This is a genomic window from Bacteroidota bacterium (assembly GCA_021300195.1).
In the GTDB taxonomy this organism is placed as follows: domain Bacteria; phylum Bacteroidota; class Bacteroidia; order J057; family JAJTIE01; genus JAJTIE01.
On the sequence record JAJTIE010000010.1, the window covers coordinates 36,365 to 54,483 of the forward strand.

Annotated in this window: 18 protein-coding genes; 10 read left to right on the forward strand and 8 right to left on the reverse strand. The window is 60.8% G+C overall.

All coding sequences use genetic code 11. The features are described from left to right. Positions 1-23: 23 nt before the first annotated feature. Positions 24-833, reverse strand: coding sequence for a pirin family protein (locus tag LW884_03120; protein ID MCE3007322.1), 810 nt, complete (start codon positions 831-833; stop codon positions 24-26). Between the two features lie 65 nt (positions 834-898). Here LW884_03120 and LW884_03125 point away from each other — a divergent pair, with 65 nt between their 5' ends. From LW884_03125 to uvrA, 5 genes are all read left to right on the forward strand, one after another. Then, a complete protein-coding gene (locus LW884_03125) occupies positions 899-2,308 on the forward strand; it encodes a M28 family peptidase (GenBank protein MCE3007323.1) in 1,410 nt (469 codons plus the stop codon). 47 nt (positions 2,309-2,355) lie between these two features. Continuing rightward, positions 2,356-2,754, forward strand: coding sequence for a DUF4783 domain-containing protein (locus LW884_03130; GenBank protein ID MCE3007324.1), 399 nt, complete (start codon positions 2,356-2,358; stop codon positions 2,752-2,754). A 68-nt stretch (positions 2,755-2,822) separates the two neighbouring features. After that, positions 2,823-3,683: a carboxylating nicotinate-nucleotide diphosphorylase gene (nadC, locus tag LW884_03135; protein ID MCE3007325.1), complete on the forward strand. Its 861-nt coding sequence runs from the start codon at positions 2,823-2,825 to the stop codon at positions 3,681-3,683. Between the two features lie 114 nt (positions 3,684-3,797). Beyond that, positions 3,798-3,965 (forward strand): hypothetical protein, encoded by a 168-nt coding sequence (locus tag LW884_03140; GenBank protein MCE3007326.1) that lies wholly within the window; start codon positions 3,798-3,800, stop codon positions 3,963-3,965. Positions 3,966-4,151: 186 nt separating this feature from the next. Next, positions 4,152-6,998, forward strand: a complete 2,847-nt coding sequence (uvrA, locus tag LW884_03145) for an excinuclease ABC subunit UvrA (GenBank protein MCE3007327.1) — start codon at positions 4,152-4,154, stop codon at positions 6,996-6,998. 47 nt (positions 6,999-7,045) lie between these two features. Here uvrA and LW884_03150 read toward each other — a convergent pair whose 3' ends face one another. From LW884_03150 to LW884_03170, 5 genes are all read right to left on the reverse strand, one after another. After that, positions 7,046-8,395 carry a hypothetical protein gene (locus LW884_03150; protein MCE3007328.1) on the reverse strand — a complete coding sequence of 450 codons (1,350 nt, stop codon included), beginning with the start codon at positions 8,393-8,395 and terminating at the stop codon, positions 7,046-7,048. Then, positions 8,349-9,515 carry a hypothetical protein gene (locus LW884_03155; GenBank protein ID MCE3007329.1) on the reverse strand — a complete coding sequence of 389 codons (1,167 nt, stop codon included), beginning with the start codon at positions 9,513-9,515 and terminating at the stop codon, positions 8,349-8,351. The genes LW884_03150 and LW884_03155 overlap by 47 nt, the downstream gene beginning before the upstream one ends. Positions 9,516-9,658: 143 nt before the next feature. Further along, on the reverse strand, positions 9,659-10,198 hold the full coding sequence (locus tag LW884_03160; GenBank protein ID MCE3007330.1) for a MarR family winged helix-turn-helix transcriptional regulator: 540 nt from the start codon (positions 10,196-10,198) through the stop codon (positions 9,659-9,661). A gap of 81 nt (positions 10,199-10,279) precedes the next feature. Then, positions 10,280-10,975 (reverse strand): hypothetical protein, encoded by a 696-nt coding sequence (locus LW884_03165; GenBank protein ID MCE3007331.1) that lies wholly within the window; start codon positions 10,973-10,975, stop codon positions 10,280-10,282. A gap of 23 nt (positions 10,976-10,998) precedes the next feature. Beyond that, positions 10,999-11,781, reverse strand: coding sequence for a metallophosphoesterase (locus tag LW884_03170; protein ID MCE3007332.1), 783 nt, complete (start codon positions 11,779-11,781; stop codon positions 10,999-11,001). A gap of 491 nt (positions 11,782-12,272) precedes the next feature. Here LW884_03170 and LW884_03175 point away from each other — a divergent pair, with 491 nt between their 5' ends. After that, on the forward strand, positions 12,273-13,505 hold the full coding sequence (locus LW884_03175) for an ABC transporter permease (GenBank protein MCE3007333.1): 1,233 nt from the start codon (positions 12,273-12,275) through the stop codon (positions 13,503-13,505). Positions 13,506-13,512: 7 nt separating this feature from the next. Here LW884_03175 and LW884_03180 read toward each other — a convergent pair whose 3' ends face one another. Together LW884_03180 and LW884_03185 are read right to left on the reverse strand one after the other, a co-directional pair. Then, positions 13,513-14,394 carry a DMT family transporter gene (locus LW884_03180; GenBank protein MCE3007334.1) on the reverse strand — a complete coding sequence of 294 codons (882 nt, stop codon included), beginning with the start codon at positions 14,392-14,394 and terminating at the stop codon, positions 13,513-13,515. Beyond that, positions 14,391-14,837: a nucleoside deaminase gene (locus LW884_03185; protein MCE3007335.1), complete on the reverse strand. Its 447-nt coding sequence runs from the start codon at positions 14,835-14,837 to the stop codon at positions 14,391-14,393. The genes LW884_03180 and LW884_03185 overlap by 4 nt, the downstream gene beginning before the upstream one ends. A gap of 621 nt (positions 14,838-15,458) precedes the next feature. Between LW884_03185 and LW884_03190 the strand changes: the two genes are divergently transcribed. From LW884_03190 to tpiA, 4 genes are all read left to right on the forward strand, one after another. Then, positions 15,459-15,986: a hypothetical protein gene (locus LW884_03190; GenBank protein MCE3007336.1), complete on the forward strand. Its 528-nt coding sequence runs from the start codon at positions 15,459-15,461 to the stop codon at positions 15,984-15,986. A 31-nt stretch (positions 15,987-16,017) separates the two neighbouring features. Next, positions 16,018-16,812: an alpha/beta fold hydrolase gene (locus LW884_03195; GenBank protein ID MCE3007337.1), complete on the forward strand. Its 795-nt coding sequence runs from the start codon at positions 16,018-16,020 to the stop codon at positions 16,810-16,812. A gap of 23 nt (positions 16,813-16,835) precedes the next feature. Then, positions 16,836-17,267 carry a ribose 5-phosphate isomerase B gene (rpiB, locus tag LW884_03200; protein ID MCE3007338.1) on the forward strand — a complete coding sequence of 144 codons (432 nt, stop codon included), beginning with the start codon at positions 16,836-16,838 and terminating at the stop codon, positions 17,265-17,267. 76 nt (positions 17,268-17,343) lie between these two features. Continuing rightward, on the forward strand, positions 17,344-18,111 hold the full coding sequence (gene tpiA / locus LW884_03205; protein MCE3007339.1) for a triose-phosphate isomerase: 768 nt from the start codon (positions 17,344-17,346) through the stop codon (positions 18,109-18,111). Positions 18,112-18,119: the final 8 nt, after the last annotated feature.

Here is an 18,119-nt window from a genome sequence, read left to right on the forward strand (position 1 = left end):
CAGAGCGTGCGTCCGTATACGCCTTAGGAGAATTGCCGCAGGGCCTCTTCTATTTCCTGAAACGTGTTCATCACAAAAGGGCCATAACTGGCAATGGGCTCCTGTATGGGGCGTCCGGCCAGGAAGAGCAACTGGCAGTCTGTTTCGGCGCGGATCTCCACCTGGGCGGCTTCATCCGCATACAGGGCCAGGTCATAGGCCTCCAGGCTTTCGCCCGCACTCTGCACCCTGCCCTCCAGCACGTACAGTTGGGCCGTGTAGCCGTCGGGCAGGCTCAGGGCTATCTGTGCGTGGGGCCGGGCCAGCAGGTGGGCTATTACCACGGGGGTCTTTACGGGCGCTGGGCCGTCCAGGCCATTCAGCTGGCCAGCCAGCAGGCGCAGGGTGTAGTCGGCAGTGCTTTGCTCCGGCACATCGGCACGCTGGTAGGCACTATATTCGGGTGGGTCTTGCTTGTTGGCAGCGGGCAGGTTCACCCACAGCTGCACCCCGTGTATGCGGCCTGTTTCCCGGCTTGGGCCTATCTCCTCTGCATGCCAGATGCCACCGGCGGCATTTACCCACTGGGTGCCGCCATCGTGCACGGTGGTGTCGTTCCCCAGGCTATCGGTGTGGCGAATGGCCCCCTCAAAGACGAGGGTAATGGGCTGGAAACCCTTGTGCGGGTGCCGCGGGATGCGGTTGGGCTGCCGGGGCACCTCGGGGCCAAAGTGGTCTAGCAGCAGGAAAGGGTCGGCATGGCGCAGGCCAGGGGCAGGCAGCGGCCTGCGTACCTGCACCCCTGGGGCTACTTCGCTCAGCTGGGCGTGGATGATACCGGATATTTTTCGCATTTTCAGCCAACATTTGCCGGGCTGGAAACATCCCCCCCCGGCTGCGCACTAGCAACCCAACCAGCATGACCCTACGCTACGCCCCTACATGTTTACCTGGCACCCGCCGGCGGGTACTGCACGGGCTGCTGCTGCTGGCCAGCGCCCTACCCTACTGCGGGGTGGCACAGGCGGGCAGCGGGCTGGGTGTAGCGCCCCTGGATGTTCGTGCAGCTGTGTACAAGGCAGCATACCAGCCCCAGCTGGTGGCACCGGTGCTAGACTCGCTGCGGGTGCTTCAGCAGGCCCGTGGGTGGATAGACACCCTGGCCAGTACGGCCATGGCCGGGCGGGGCTACCAGCACCAGGGGCACCGAATAGCCGCCCACTACCTGGTGCAGCAGTTTCGGCTGCTGGGGCTGCTGCCGCTAGGGCCAGATAGTAGCTACCTACAGGCCTTTCCGCTAGAGGTGAATGTGCTGGGCCCTGCCGAGCTAAAGCTGGGCCGGCGGGTGCTGACCTATGGCGAAGACTTTATCTCCAACGGCTACAGCGGGCCTGGCCAGGGGCGCGCCCGCCTGCTAGACCTGGGCACTGGCCACCCGGCCATGGTGCCTGCCCGGGCACTAGCCGGGCGGGTGTGGCTGATACGCCAGGGGTGGCCCGACACCGCCAGCAGCCCGGAGCCAGACCCCCAAAGCAAGGTGCTGGCCCTGGTGCGCAGCTATGGCCAGCTGCCCGCCGCCGTGCTGCTGGAGGAAAAAAAGCTGACCGCAGCCTATGGCCAGCAGCAGCTGCCCTTCCCGGCCTACCAGGTGGCTGCAGGCCGGCTGCATGGGCTAGGGCGGGCCTGGGTGGCCTATGGCCAGCAGGCCGAGCTGCGCACCGAAACGGCCTACAATGTGGTGGGCTGGGTGCGGGGTACCCGCCAGCCCGATACGGCAATTGTGCTCAGTGCGCACTACGACCACCTGGGGCAGCATGGCTGCGCCATCTTTCGCGGGGCCAATGACAACGCAAGTGGCACGGCCATGCTGCTCAGCCTGGCACAGGCCGCCACAGCCGTGGGGGCCGATCTACCCTACTCCACCCTCTTCATCGCCTTTGGGGCCGAGGAAGTGGCCCTGGTGGGCAGCCGCCACTACGTAGCCCATCCCCGGTGGCCGCTGGGCAGCACCCGCATGGTGCTAAACATGGACCTGATGGGCAATGGAGACCGGGGGGTAATGACCGTGGCGGGCAAAACCTACCCACAGATATATGCGCCACTGAGCCGGCTGAACGACTCACTGGGCCTGATACACCCCCTGCTGGCGCGCGAAAACCGCCCCAACAGCGACCATTACCCCTTTACCCAGCGGGGCGTGCCAGCCCTTTTCTTTTACACCCAGGGTGGCCCGCCCCACTACCACGACGTATACGACCGGCCCGAGGCCTATGGCCTGGAGGCTTTCTGGGTATTTCGCAGGCTCATTCTGGCCTGGCTGGCAAAATAATTTCAACTGGCCATATACTTTGGCACGGTTTTCGCTTGTTCATAAGTATGCGAAAACTGATCTACCTCATTGCCATCTGCCTCCCCTTTGCCGCACAGCCGGTGCAGGCACAGGGCACCCAGGAGGTGTTTGCCCAGATAGAGCGGAGCATAGCAGGTGCCAACGCCAGCAGCCTCTCAGCCTACTTCGGCAGCCAGGTAGAGGTTACGATAAACGACCAGGACAATGTGTATAGCAAGGATCAGGCAACCTTTGTCATCAAAGAGTTCTTTCAGGATCACCCCGTACGCAGCTTCAAGATCCTGCACACCGGCAGCAGCAACAATACCTATTATGCAGTAGGTGAGTACTATAGCACACGTGGGCGCTACGATACCAATGTGTTTATCAAAAAGAACGGAAACAGCTACCTCATCGAGCAGATACGCTTCGAGAGCGAGCAGTAAAAGGAATATGTTGTGTGTATGAGACGGTTCTGTGAGCATCTTGCAGGACCGTTTTTTTGTCCTAAAAAATGTACAATTACCTGACCGATGCCGCCCTGGATGCGCTGATAGATGCTGCCCTGGCCGAAGACCTGGGGCCGGACCACCTGGACCACACCAGCTATGCTACCCTGACTGCCAGCCAGATAGGCGAAGCGCACTGCCTGATGAAAGAGAGTGGACGCGTAGCGGGCATCCGCTTTGCCCAGCGGGTGTACCAAAAAATGGACGGCGTTCGAGTGGACGTACAAAAAATGGACGGCGAGCAGGTACAGCCGGGCGATATACTCTTCCGGGCGGCGGGCAGCGTGCGTAGCCTGCTGATGGGCGAGCGCCTGGTGCTGAATGTGCTGCAGCGCATGAGCGGGATAGCTACCCAGACCCATCGGGTGGTGCAGGCCCTGGAGGGAACGGGCTGCCGGGTGCTAGATACCCGAAAAACCACCCCCCTCATCCGCACCCTGGAAAAATGGGCCGTGGTGATAGGCGGCGGTGTAAACCACCGCTATGGCCTGTTTGACATGATCCTGATAAAAGACAACCACATAGATGCCTGCGGAGGCATACAGCCCGCCCTGGCCCATGCCCGGGCCTATCTGCTAGCCAAGGGCCTAACACTGGATGTGGAGATAGAAACCCGCAGCCTGGAAGAAGTGCAGCAGGTGCTGGACGCGGGGGGGGCAGACCGCATCCTGCTAGACAATATGCCGCTGCACACCCTGCGGCAGGCCGTGGCACGCATTGGGGGGCGCATCCCCACAGAAGCCAGTGGGGGCATAACCCCCGAAAACGCCCGCAGTTATGCCGAAACGGGCGTAGACTTCATCAGCATGGGGGCACTCACGCATTCGGTAAAAAGCCTGGATATCAGCCTGAAAATTCGCTGCTAGCCCCTATTCAGCACAAAAAAACACACACCGGATGGGCAAAAAAGCCAGAACCTGTGCAAAGTATGCCCACGTAAGAATAAAAAGTCTATATTTGCCCCCCTTGAGCCTGGAAATATGAAAAAGCCGAACATCCGCTTCTACCGCAACAAGCGCAGCCACAAGCTGGTAGTCCTGAATCGCAAATTCAATCCGCCTGCACGTGGCCTGGAAACCACCCTGCAAGAGGCAAACCGCCCACTGATCGAAAAGTTTGAGGCCGCCCTCGCTGCCAAAAAGCAATAGCCGTACAGGCAGCGCCACTAGCCCGCCCTACCGGGCACAGGGCCATGCAGCCAGCGCACACGCATAGCCAGGCGGCCATGTGTGTGCTTGCCCCAAATACGAAACCCTGCGCCGGAGCACAGCCTCCGGCGTTTTATTTTTGCGCACTTTTGCCAAGGCAAGAAGGATAGCGAGGAAGTACAAACCATGAGCAACACGCTGGAGATACTGGGTGCCCGCACGCACAACCTGAAGAATATAGACCTAAGCCTGCCCCGAAACCGCCTGCTGGTCATCACCGGGGTGAGTGGCAGTGGCAAGAGCAGCCTGGCCTTTGACACCCTGTTTGCCGAAGGGCAGCGCCGCTACCTGGAAACCTTCAGCGCCTATGCCCGCCAGTTTATGGGCAGCATGGAGCGGCCAGATGTGGACAAGATAGACGGCCTGAGCCCGGTTATTGCCATCGACCAGAAAACCACCGGCAAAAACCCCCGCAGCACCGTAGGCACCACCACCGAGGTGTACGACTTCCTGCGCTTGCTCTATGCCCGCGTAGCCGAAGCCTACAGCTACGAAACTGGCCGAAAAATGGAAAAACTGAGCGATGCAGAAATCCTGAAACGCATAGGCGAACAGTTTGAAAACCAAACCACCTACCTGCTAGCACCGCTGATAAAGGGACGAAAGGGCCACTACCGCGAAGAAATAGACAAGGTGCGCAAACAGGGCTACCTGCGCGCCCGCATAGACGGAACTGTGGTGGAGCTGGTGCCAGACATGAAGCTGGACCGCTACAAGATACACGACATAGAAGTGGTGATAGACCGCATACAGGTGAATGAAAAAAGCCTGGGCCGGCTAACCAAGAGCGTAACCGATGCGCTGAACTATGGCAAGGGCAGCATGCTGGTATACGTGCCCGATACGGAAGAAACCACCTACTACTGCCGAGACCTGATGGACCCGGAAACCGGCCTGAGCTACCCCGAGCCGGAGCCGAACAGCTTCTCCTTCAACAGCCCCTACGGAGCCTGCCCCACCTGTAGCGGCCTGGGCCAAGTACTAACGCTGATAAGGGATGCCCTGCTGCCAGAGCCAACAAAGACCCTGCTGAAGGGAGCCATTCCGCCAATGGACGACGCGCTGGAGATACCCATCCTGGACGGGCTGAAGAAGCTGGCCAAAGTGCAGCCCGAATTGGGAAAAACGCCCGTGCACAAGCTGGCCGATGAGCTGGTGCACTACGTACTGTACGGCGATCCGGCCTTTGACTACAACCGCGACCGCGAGTTTTTCAACGAAACCCTGTTTGTAAAAGGGCGCTACATGGGGCTGCAAAGCTTCCTGCAAATCCGCTACCTGAACGCCAGCTCGGAGCAGGCCAAGGCCGAGATAGAACAATACCTGCAGTACGACCCCTGCCCCACCTGCCAGGGGGCACGCCTGCGCAAGGAGAGCCTGTGGTTCAAGATAGACAACCACAATATATGGGAAGTGGCGAGCAAAGACCTGCAGCAGCTGGCCGAATGGCTGGATGGACTGGAAGACCGCCTGAGCGAACGCCAGCGGCTGATAGCCACCGAGCTGCTAAAGGAGATCCGCCAGCGGGTAAGCTTCCTGCTGGAAGTGGGGCTGGAATACCTGAGCCTGGACCGCAGTACCCGCAGCCTGAGCGGCGGCGAGGCACAGCGCATCCGCCTGGCTACGCAGATAGGCTCGCAGCTAATGGGCGTGCTCTACATCCTGGATGAGCCCAGCATTGGCCTGCACCAGGCTGACAATGCCCGCCTGATACGCAGCCTGCACGAGCTGAGAGACCTGGGCAATACGGTGCTGGTGGTGGAGCACGACCGGGATATGATGCTGGCCAGCGACTATATTGTAGACATTGGCCCCGGTGCCGGGGTACATGGGGGCCGTGTCATTAGCCAGGGTGCCCCGGCCCACTTTCTGGCACAGGGGGGCCTTACGGCCGACTACCTCAGCGGACGAAAAACCATCCGCCTACCCGACAACCGCCGAGCGCCCGGCAGCAAATACCTGCGGCTGCTGGGGGCCAGCGGGCACAACCTGCAGCAGGTAGACCTGGAGGTACCCCTGGGACTTTTTGTGTGCATAACGGGCATGAGTGGCAGCGGCAAAAGCTCGCTCATCAACCAGACCCTGTACCCCATCCTGCACGAGCACAGCTACCGTTTCCGAAAAAATGCCCTGCCCTACACCTCTGTGGAGGGGCTGGAACACATAGACAAGGTAATCGAGATAGACCAGAAGCCCATTGGCCGCACACCGCGCAGCAACCCGGCCACCTACACGGGCCTATTCACCTTCATCCGCCAGCTATTTACCGAGCTGCCGGAGAGCAAAATACGCGGCTACAAACCCGGGCGCTTCAGCTTCAACATAAAAGGCGGACGCTGCGAAACCTGCAAGGGTGCGGGCCTGCAGGTTATCGAGATGAACTTCCTGCCGGATGTGCATGTGCTGTGCCCCACCTGCCGGGGCCGCCGCTACAACCGCGAGACGCTGGAGATACGCTACAAGGGGAAAAGCATACACGACGTGCTGGAGATGACCGTGGAAGACGCAATGGGCTTCTTCGAATCCATACCCCACCTACAGACCCGGATACAGGCCCTGTACGACGTGGGGCTGGGCTACGTCCGCCTGGGCCAGGCAGCCACCACCCTGAGCGGAGGCGAGGCGCAGCGGATGAAGATAGCCACGGAACTAAGCAAGAAACAGACGGGCAAAACCTTCTACATCCTGGATGAGCCCACTACCGGCCTGCACTTTCAGGATATAGCTGTGCTGCTGGATGTGCTGAACCGGCTGGTGGAGAAGGGCAATACGGTGCTGGTAATAGAGCATAACCTGGATGTGGTGAAGGTAGCCGACTGGGTGGTAGACCTGGGGCCACGCGGGGGCCGCAATGGGGGCCGCATACTGGCAGCAGGCACCCCCGAAGCCATAGCCGACAGCCCCGAGAGCCTGACCGGACAGTACCTGAAGCCCGAGCTGGTGGCGGCCAAACAGGCAGCACCAAACCCGTAGGCAGCGGAACAGCCTACCCAAGAAAAGCCCGCACGCAGGCCTGGGCCTCAATGGTGTAGGAAGGGGTATAGGAAGCCGTGGCGAAACCAGTCCAACAGCTGCTGGCTGATGGCCATAGCCAATACATACACAATCAACAGGCTGTGGAGTAGCCGGGCAGGCAGGCGCAGGCTAGCCCAGCTGCGGCACAGGCCCTGTGCATAGGCATGCAGGCAGTAGCCACCTATCAGCCCATAAAAGATGCCCCAGTGGCGCGTAACAAACAGGTGAACCAGAAAATGCTGGGGCATCACCAGGCTCCAGCTTAGGGTGGCTAGCAGCAGCACCAGGCCAATGCGCCACAGCCGGATGCCGGCTGGTGCAGGCAGTGCCACCTGCCGCAGCCCGCGCCCAGCAAGCAGGAGGAGCAAAAGCAGGCCCCAACCCGGCAGCATAAACAGCCGCTCGGGCCGGTTGAACCACTGGAACGGAATCTGCAGATACTGGCCCAGACCCAGGGCCTGGTTGCCCGCCTCGGCCAGGGGGCCGGTACCCTGTATGCGGTGCAGGGCCGACTGCGTAAGGTCATTCATCAGGCCCTGCCAGCTGCCCCAGTACAGGTATACGGTATAGAAATGGAGGGCTACGCTGAGTGCCGCACTTGCACCCAGTACAAATACCGGCCAGCGCAGCGGGCTGCCCGTGTACACCCAGCTGAAACCCAGTGCCACCACGGCCAGGTACACCACCGGCTCGAAGGAGCTATGTGCCGCCAGCGCGTACCACAGGGCACACAGCAGCAGTTGGCCCAGCTTTCGGTCGCGGTAGTAGGCCAGCAGGCCGAAAACGAAGAGCCACTTAAACAGCTCTTCGTACACATGCTTGTGAAAACTATCGGCAAAAAAGAGGAAGTAGTGCGACAGCACCACCAGTGCCCCGCCCCACAGTGCCATGGCCGGATGGGGCAGCCAGTAGGATAGCTGGGTAAACACGTAGCCACACAGAAACACCGAGAGCAGAATGGGCACCAGCCGCAGCCACGCCACATGGTCTGTGCCCGTAAGGGCAAATACCGCGCCGGCCACCCAGTCGGGCAGGGCCGGGTAGTGGGTATACACAATCGCGCTGTCTGCCGGGTGCGTCGGGCTGTACTTGTGCACGGGCAGGCCATAGGTATGGGCAAAACCGTGGTCGCGAAAATAGCGAGCCGCACTATAGGTGTTCACGTCCGAGTACTGGTCGCCCCGTATGCTGGATCGTGCCTTGTTATCATGCAGGGGTACGGTGGCGGTGCGCAGCAGGATGAGGGCAAAGGCGGCAGCGAAGATAGCCAGCAGAATAAACCGGTGGCGAGGGCGGGCCCACAGCTGCCTAGGCCAGGCCGACAGGGCGGAGGGTGTGTAGGTAGTGGGTAACATGGTGCTGGATAAGCGACTGGCTGAGGTGCTTCATGCAGTGGTTGTCGCCCCCGCAGGGTAGCTCTGTGGTGTGGTGCACGCAGGGCGAGCAGGCGGGTGCCAGGTACACCACCTGATCCAGGCCCGGGGTGCGGGCACCCAGGTAGTGCTCGGGGTGCGTAGGGCCCCAGAAGGAGAGGACCGGCAGCCCCAGGGCGCGGGCAATGTGCAGGGGGGCACTGTCTATGCTGATCATGCCCGCACAGTGCGTGTACAGGGTGTGGTAGTACTGCCCAAAGGGCCAGGCCCCGGCCCGGTTGTGCACACGGCTGCGCAGTGCAGGGTGGCGGTCCAGAAAGCGCTCGTAGGCGGCGGCATCGGCGGGTGCACCCACTAGCAGCACCTCATAGTCTGCCTGCGCCAGCACACACTCCAGCACCCAGGCCAGCTGCTGCTCGGGCAGCTTTCGCTCCAGGCTCAGCTCGCTGCAGGTGTTGTTCAGCGCCAGGTAGCGGTAGGGGGCGGCGGGGCGCGGCACCGGCCATGCCTGTAGGCCAAAGCGGACCTCCGCACCGGCCCCCAGGGCCTCGGCCAGCTTCAGGTAGTTTTCGTGTATGGGCCTGAATCGGTTAAAATACACCCGGTGCGTATGCAGGTGCTGCCGGAAGGGCACTACCTCCAGCTGAAAGCCAAACCGATTGACCGCGCAGGTGAGCAGGGAGAAGAGTGAGGTCAGGCGGCTATACACCTCCAGGTCCACTGTCCACGTGTGGCCGGGCTGGCGCCACGACCGCCACAGGCAGTGCAGGGCCGACACCAGCAGCGAGCCAAAGCGCCGGTCTTTTATTTCCCATAGCTCATCGAAGAGGCCCAGGGGCTCCAGGCCCGGCCGCAGCCCGCTGCCGCATATCATGATCAGCCGGGCATCCGGGTAGCGGGCACGCACCCGGGCTATGGCATCGGCGGCCATAAACACACTGCCCAGGCCCAGTATCTTGATGAAGATAATGCGGCGCGGGGGCGGCTGCAGGCTATGGTCGCGGTGCAGGAGTGCGCCCAGCAGGCGGGCAGCGGCCACAAAGAGCCAGCTGAACCAGCCACTGGCAACCGAATCAAATTTTCGCTTGAACTGAAGGCGCATGCAGAGGCAGAGGGGGGGTATCCGGGGGCGCAATTTAGCTATATTAGCCCACACACGAGCCCCTTGCAAGGCACCCGTGCAGCCTATGGCCAAAAACCCGGGGCGCAAGGCCACCGCAGCGGGCCACACACCGGATAGGAGGGCTAGTGGGCCGGGTGCTCGGGCCTATCTAGCCCATCCAGGTTCGATACATGGTCGAACACCGAAGAGCAGCTCACGTTGGCCAATATCTGCTTCAGTACGCGCAGCGTGGCTTGCTTATCCGCCTCGGCTACGCCACCCCAGGCAATGGCCAGCGTGTCGGCAGCCAGCCTGTGCAGGCGGGCCTTCATTTGCTCGGCCTGGGGCGTAAGTACTACCTGGTTGATGCGCTTATCCTCCGGATCCTGCTGGCGGCGTACCAGGCTTTTGTGCTCCAGGCCGTCTATCAGGCGGTTTATGGCGGTTTTGTCGCGGCCCACGGCGGCGGCTATCTGGTTCTGCTTCAGGCCCTCATATTCAAATAGATAGGCCAGAACTGTCCACTCATCCGTGCTAAGATCCACATGTGCCTGATCCAGCTTGAAACGCAGGATGTGGCCGATGCAGTCATTTATCTGCTTGCAGATCCGCCCCAGCGAGTCATCAAAGCTATAAGCATCTACCGGTACGGCATCCGCGCTGTTGGGTATTTTGGCAACCATAAGATGACAAATATCATAGGAAAATACGAAAAAGCAGTCATTTGGTTACAAAAAATACGAACAGACACGCTGCTGCCAGCATTACCTGGAAAGCGCGGCCCGGCGGGCGGGGAAGAGGGGAACCGAGGCCCCTACCGCCAGGCTGAACAGAGCGGGCAGGCTGCGACGCGCTACCCGAGAGTCGATAAGGTACCAGAGCGAGGAGGTGAGCAGGCCAGACTCCACATACAGGCTGGGTGTGGCCCCAAAATCTGCCCGCCCGCCCGCCATGGGGAACCAGCGCAGGCCCCCGTAGGCCGTACCGTGGAAGGCCGTAGTGGGATAATACCCGCCGGGAAAATGATCGGGCAGGCGAGTCCATCCGTTCAGGCCGGTATCCCAGCTGAACGTGCCCCCCAGATAGGGCTGCAGCACCGAGTTTTGCAGGCGCAGCTTCCAGATGGCCACGTTTGCCTTCAGGCTAAAGGTATGCACCCGTGCACCGCCTACCGACCGGGGCAGATAGCCATACAGCAGGCTAGCCTGCAGGCGCTGCCGCCAGAAGGTGTAGCCTGCACCTGCCGACAGGAAGCCGATGTTTCCGGCAAACTGGAACTGACCCCAGTGGGGTACGAATGCCCACAGGCGCATGGGGTGCCGGGTGCTATCCGGATCTGCTGGGGTGGAAAAAAGCGGGGGACCAGGGCGGTACGCATGGGGGCCCGAGGTGGCAGCGGGCAGCATGGCCGGGCCGAAGCCCGCCAAGCCCACACACAGGAGGAAAATGAACCGGATCATAAATGCTTTGGGGTACCGTGTATTTATCGTTTAAACCTTTGCTCCAGGCGTACCTGGCCGTTCTCCAGGGTCAGGATGCCATACGAAAGCTTGTCTACAGCAGGCACGGTGGCGTACAGGATATCATTGTTGTAGTTTTCTATACCAAACTGGTGCTTGTGTCCGTGTAGCGAAGCCTGCACCCCATACTGCTCAGTCAGGGCCACATAGCGCGCCTCGTCGGCCTCGGGGAACTGGTCTCCCCAGGGGGGGATGTGTGCCAGCAGGATGGGCGTGCCTCGGTCTGTCTGTTTCAGCCGGCTCTCCAGCCAGTCCCAGTCGGGTGTGCCGTTCTTTTCCCAGTACACATCGTCCCAGGCTATAAAGTGGTAGCCCGCGTAGCTGAAGCTGTAGTTGCGGCTGCCATACAGCTGATCGTATATGTCCTCTCCGTTTGCCAGATACTCGTGGTTGCCAATCACCGTCAGGTAGGGCATCTTCAGGTCATTTAGCACGTCTTCCAGGATCTCAAACTCCGATACCAGTCCCTGGTCTACAATGTCGCCCAATACAATCACAAAGTCTACCGACTCGCCATTCAGCTGGTTCACCAGCTCCTTTATGTCCTGAAAATGGTAGTGCGCATCTGCCAGCAGGCCTATACGCACCGTGGCAGTGGTATCGCGGGCCTTGTCCGTATTCAGCAGGCGGCCCAGGTTCTTGTCTGTCTGCCCGCGTGCCTCGCGGGGCACATCTACCTCAAAGGGGCTGTAGTCAAAGGGATCGGAGCAGCCGTGGATGAAAAACAGCGTCAGGAAAATCGGCAAAGCCCACTTTGCGCAGGCCAAACCCCTACAGCAGGGGCGGAAGAGAAAACCAATCAGACGAACCATAAATAATTACTTATCACCGTAAATAAAGATAATTAACGAGAACAAAGTTGATTAACGCAAACAAAGTTACTGAATATAATCTTAAGATATACACTAAAGTCTAAAAAAGAACGAACTGCCTGCAGCAAGAAGCGGCCCCGACCTGTACGCCCTAACCAAAAGGAGCGTACGCCCATGCTGTGGTTAAAAATCGAAAGGCATGCCAGTTTGGTTTCACATGAAAACAAAAAATGGTAGCCGACACCGACCGTACCGTAAAAAAACCGAGGGAAATGAAGAGTAGCCTGCACCCTGCAATGCGATGAAACAGGGCATGGGGTACCTGGCTCCCCCCGCATCCTACTTGCACACAGCCGGCCTGGTGCCCTATATTGCCGTACTATGACTCCTATGGCTCCCAAGCAATACCCTGAGTGTAAAGGGGCATGAGCAGGCTACTCTTCAACCTGCACGAGGCCCTGGCCGCCCTGCGGAGGCAGCGGCTGCGCGCGGGGCTTACCCTGCTCATCATTGGCTTTGGGGTAATGGCCATTGTGGGGGTGCTCACCAGCATAGACAGCGTGAAGTACTACCTGATGAGCAGCTTCAGCACCCTGGGGGCCAATACCTTCCGGGTACAGAACCGGGAGGGGAGGATACGCATGCGGGGACGTGGGCAGCAGGCCGACTTTCCGGCCATCACCTACCGAGAGGCGCGGGCCTTTCAGCAGCGCATGCAGGGGGTAGCGGTGGTAAGCCTGAGCTACCCCACCGCCCTGCCGGTGCGGGTGCGCTACCGGCAGCATACCACCAACCCCAATGTGTTTGTACAGGGTGCAGACCCCGCCTTTCTGCAAGTACAGACGTACCAGCTGGCCCTGGGCCGCTTCATCACCCCCGAGGACCTGGCGGAGCATCGGGCCGTAGCGGTGCTGGGCTGGGCGGTTTACCAGCGGCTGTTTGGCACCGGCAGCGGGGGGCTGGGCCAGGCCGTGCAGGTGGGCAGCCACCAGTACAGGGTGGTGGGCGTGTTTGCCGAAAAAGGCAGCGGCTTTGGCAGCCAGGGCGATAAGGTGGCGGTCATCCCCCTCTCCACCGCCCTGGCCCATTATCCTGGCCAGAGTACGGAGGTAAGTGTGTATGTGCCCAGCGCCCCACAGCTGGCTGCAGTGGCCGAGGCCGCACGCGGGCACATGCGCCGGGTGCGCAGGCTGCACCCCACCCGGGCCGATAACTTTGCCATCGTGAAAAGCGATGCCTTTATAGATAGCCTGCTGCGCAACCTGCGCATTCTTACCTGGAGTGCCACGGCCATTGCCGTTATTACCCTGCTGGGGGCCGGGGTGGGGCTGATGAACATAATGCTGGTGAGCGTAAGCGACCGCACCATGGAGATAGGCCTGCGCAAAAGCCTGGGGGCCACGCGGGCTGCCATCCGGCAGCAGTTCCTTACCGAGGCGGTGGTTATCTGCCAGCTGGGGGGGCTGGTGGGCATCGGGCTGGGGCTGGGCATGGCGGCCCTGGTGGGCATGGCCATGGGCACGGCCTTTGTGCTGCCCTGGGGCTGGATCCTGCTCAGCATAGGGCTATGCCTGCTGGTGGGCATCCTTAGTGGCTACTACCCCGCCCGCCGGGCCGCGCGGCTAGACCCCATAGAGGCCCTGCGCCAGGGCAGCTAGCCCCCAGCTAGCCCCTGGGCCCCACCCGGCTCACCAGCCACACCCCCAGCAGGATGGCCGCTAGCCCAAAGCCGTGCCACAGCAGGATGGGCTCACCATCCAGCGTGCCCCAGAAGAGGGCTACCACGGGCATCAGGTACGTAACACTGGTGGCCGCTACCGGGCTGAGCACCTTCAGCGCCTGAAAAAAAAGCCAGAGAACAAAGCTGGTGCCCACCACCCCCAGCACCACTAGTGCCAGCAGGCTGTGCCAAAAATGCGGGTGCTGGGCCAGCCCCTGCGTGGGGGTAAACAACAACACCCCTAGCAGGGCCGGCAGGGCAAACACCACCAGGCCGAAGCCCGACACCTCCAGCGTGGAAACGCCGTGGATGCGAAACTTCACATAGTTGGTATGCAGCCCATACAGCAGGGTGGCCAGCACCACCAGCAGGGCATACAGGAGGTCTCCGCCGGGCCGGGCATCCAGCAGCACCAGCAGGCTGGCGCCAGCCAGCCCCAGCAGTACGCCCACCAGCTTTTGCGCACGAAAGGGCTGCCCATACAGCAGCAGGCCTAGCAGCATGGCACTCAGTGGCGTAAGGGTATTCAGCACACCGGTGGTGCCACTCTGCAGCCGTGTTTGCGCCAGCGAGAACAGAAAGGCCGGAATCAAATTACCAATGGCGGTGCCAAACAGCAGGCGCCCGTAGGGTAGCCTGCGCCGGTGGCGCAGCAGCCGGTACAGGATGATGGGTGCAAAACCCAGGCCGGCAAAACCAATGCGTAGGGCCGCCACCTGGCTGGCCGTAAACACCACCAGCCCCCGCTTCATCAGGATGAAGCTGCTGCCCCACACCAGGGCACACACGACCAGGATGAGCAGGGCCAGCCGGTGGGTCATCTTCATAAACCAGCGCGTTTAGCCTGAAAAAAGGACCGCAGCAGGGCTGCACACTCGGTGGCCAGCAGGCCGCTGGCCACCTGGGTGCGGGGGTGCAGCAGGCTGGGGCTGTGTCGGCAGTAGCCATACTTGTCGTCGGCCGCGCCGTATACTATGCGGCCTATCTGGCTCCAGCGCAGGGCACCGGCACACATGGGGCAGGGCTCCAGGGTAACGTACAGGGTGCAGTCGGGCAGGTACTTGCCCCCCACGGCCTGGCTAGCCGCTGTCAGGGCCAGCATCTCGGCATGCGCAGTGGGGTCCTGCAGGCGCTCCACCTGGTTATAGCCCTTGCCCAGCACTCGGTAGCCATGCGCCACCACCGCCCCTATGGGCACCTCCTGGGCCGCATAGGCCTCCTCGGCCAGCCGGTAGGCCATCTGCATAAAGTGTTCGTCTTGCTGTAGCATAATCCCTATTATCCCCCTACCCGGGCATACCCAGGCAGCGGGTAGGCAAAGATACAAACTCGCCACACGCCGGTGCCCCCTACTCGGCACAGATACGCCATACGGCCACCGCTGCAGATTTTTAACACGTAGGGAGGGCGCAAAAGTTAAAGAGCCTAATGGATTTTCTTACTAAATTTGCCCGGGTAACGATAGATACACGCAAGCCTACACACCTACACAAAACGCATGATTAAGCGCCTTATCTCCTACACTTGCTCTTTTCTTTTACTGGGTTTCCTGCTATGGCCAGCCGGGGGAGCTATTGCGCAGGGGGGGTCGCTTACGTTGAATTGTCAGCAGTCAGCCACTTCACTTATTGATAATTTTTCTCCGAGACTCGGAGATCCAATGAATAATGGGATTATAAGTTTTAATATCTCAACGGCAAACTCCCCTGTTATTTTCGAGCTATGCGACAATGAAGATGATCCAACAGGAGGAACAGATTATCTGCTAACTGCATCTGGTATATTCGGAACATCTCCATCAGGTGGGCCGCTCACGGTGACACATACTTTTACCGATATGGGACAAGAGCGATGCTCTACCTGGACTATAACAACTCCGAGTGTAGTAAATTTGATTGTAGTTGGGCTTATAGTTGGCGGCTGCAATATCCCCCTCGCCATCACCAACGACCTGAAGGCCGCCACCGAGGCGGGCCGCCTCAGCTGGCACTATAGTGGCGAGGCGCAGCTGACCCGCATGCGCCTGCACCCGCTGGACGGCAAGCTGCTGCGGGGCGAGGCCCTGGCTAGCCAGCTGTTAGCGGGCGAGCAGGCAGGCAGCTTCGACTTGGAGAGCCTACCCCTGGGCGACGGCCAGGTGCACTACCTGCAGCTGCAGGCCCTGGACCTGGATGGCAACGAGCTGGAGAGCAGACCCATCGTGTATGTATCCGGCCCGGCTACCCAACTGAAGCTGCTGTACCACCCTGCCAACCGACAGTACTACCTGAGCCAGGACGCCACCTACACCCTGTGGGACCTGAAGGGACAGCAGGTAGGCAGTGGCAAGGGCAAGGAGATAGACACCCGAGGCCTGCCTGCTGGCTTGTATGCCTTGGTAACGCCAGGCAAAAGCTTCAAGCTAGTGGTGCAGCAGTAGCACAATAGCGCCGTAGCCTGTATCTTGCAGCATGAATACGCTGACTACCGTAGCACTGCACCACCAGGTACTGGGGCAGGGGGAACCGGTGCTGATCCTGCACGGCTTTATGGGCAGCGCCGACAACTGGCGGACGCTGGGCCTGCGCATGGCCAGCCAGAGCCAGGTGTGGCTGGTAGACCAGCGAAACCACGGCCACAGCCCCCACACCGATGCCTGGGACTACCCCCACATGGCCGCCGATGTGCTGCGCCTGATGGATGAGCACCGGCTAGACCGGGTGAGCCTGATAGGCCACAGCATGGGCGGAAAAACCGCCATGCAGCTGGCAGCCCACCACCCGGATCGGGTAGAAAAACTGGTGGTAGTAGATATAAGCACCCGGCAAAGCACAGGCGGCCACGAGGCAATCCTGAACGCCCTGCAGCAGGCCGATATAACCCACACCAGCAAGCGGCACGAAGTGGAAGCCCTGCTGAAAGCCGGCATCCCCAACGAGGCCGAGCGGCAGTTTATCCTGAAGGCGCTGTACCGAGACGGAGACCACTTTGCCTGGCGGTTCAACCTGCCAGTGTTCGTCCGGCAGTATCCGGCGGTGCTGGCGGGCATGGACGGCAACCCGGTGTACCCCCACCCTACCCGCTTTATCAAGGGGGGGGCCAGCCGCTATATACAGGCTGAAGACTGGCCCGAGATCCAGCGCCTATTCCCACAGGCGCAGCTGGAGGTAATAGCGGGCGCCGGGCACTGGGTGCATGCCCAGGCACCCGCTGAGTTTCTGGCCGTACTGAATCGCTTTCTGAGCAAAACCTATTCCCTATCCTGACCCTACCCCCAAACCTGCTACCCATGGAACTGCTCATAGCCTCAGACCACGCCGGATACGACCTAAAAACGAGCCTGACCGCCTGGCTGCGCCAGCAGGGCCATCAGGTGGAAGACCTGGGCCCCGCCAGCGCCGACCGGGTAGACTACCCGGACTATGCCCACCCACTGGCCCAGCGCATAGAGGCCGGCGAGCCCAAAGTGGGCATCCTGCTGTGCGGCAGTGGAAACGGGGTGTGTATGACCGCCAATAAGTATCCGCACGTGCGGGCCGCCCTGGTGTGGAACGCCGAGCTGGCGGGCCTGGCCCGTGCGCACAACGATGCGAATGTGCTATGCCTACCCGCCCGCTACCTGGATGAACAGGAGGCCCGATTGATTGTAACTACTTTTCTGCAGACTGCCTTTGAGGGCGGGCGCCATGCCCCCCGTGTGCAGAAGATACAGCCTGCCTAGCCCGCTGGCCAGGCGGCCCACAGCAGCCCCTGTGTGCGCCAATAAGCCGTAGCCTTATGTTCCACCCCTATATCGCATGATGAATTCGAGAAAACTGCTTGCTGCCAACTGGAAAATGCACCTGAACCTGGCGGGTGCGCAAAGCCTGACCCAGGAACTGATAGAGCGGCTGGCCGCCCCCCGGGTGCCAGTGGTGCTGTGCACACCCTTTCCGTATCTACACCCACTGCACCAGCTTATCCAGGGCCACCCGGGGTTTCACCTGGGTGCACAAAACCTGCATCAGGAGAAGCAGGGTGCCTTTACCGGCGAAACCAGCGGAGAGATGCTGGCCAGCGTGGGTGCCGAGTACGTGATCGTGGGCCACAGCGAGCGCCGAACCTACTACCAGGAGAGTAGCGACCTGCTGAGCAACAAGCTGATACGGGCACGCCAGGCGGGCCTCAAGCCCATCTTTTGCATAGGCGAGAGCCTGCAGGAACGAGAGCGGGGCGTGGAAAAAGAGGTGATAACCAGGCAGCTCCTGTTTGGCTGCTACAACCTGCTGGCCGAAAACTTTGCCCACACCACCATTGCCTACGAGCCTGTGTGGGCCATCGGCACAGGCCGCACCGCCACCGCCGAGCAGGCACAGGAGATGCACGCCTTTATCCGCGAGAAAATTACCGAACGATACGGAGATAACCTGGCGCAGGAAACCACCATCCTGTACGGGGGGAGTGTAAAGGCCAGCAACGCCAACGAGCTGTTTGCCCAGCCCGATGTGGACGGGGGCCTGATAGGGGGTGCCAGCCTGGATGCTGCCGAGTTTGCCGATATCTACCAGGCCCTGCTGAACGCATAAGCCAGAGC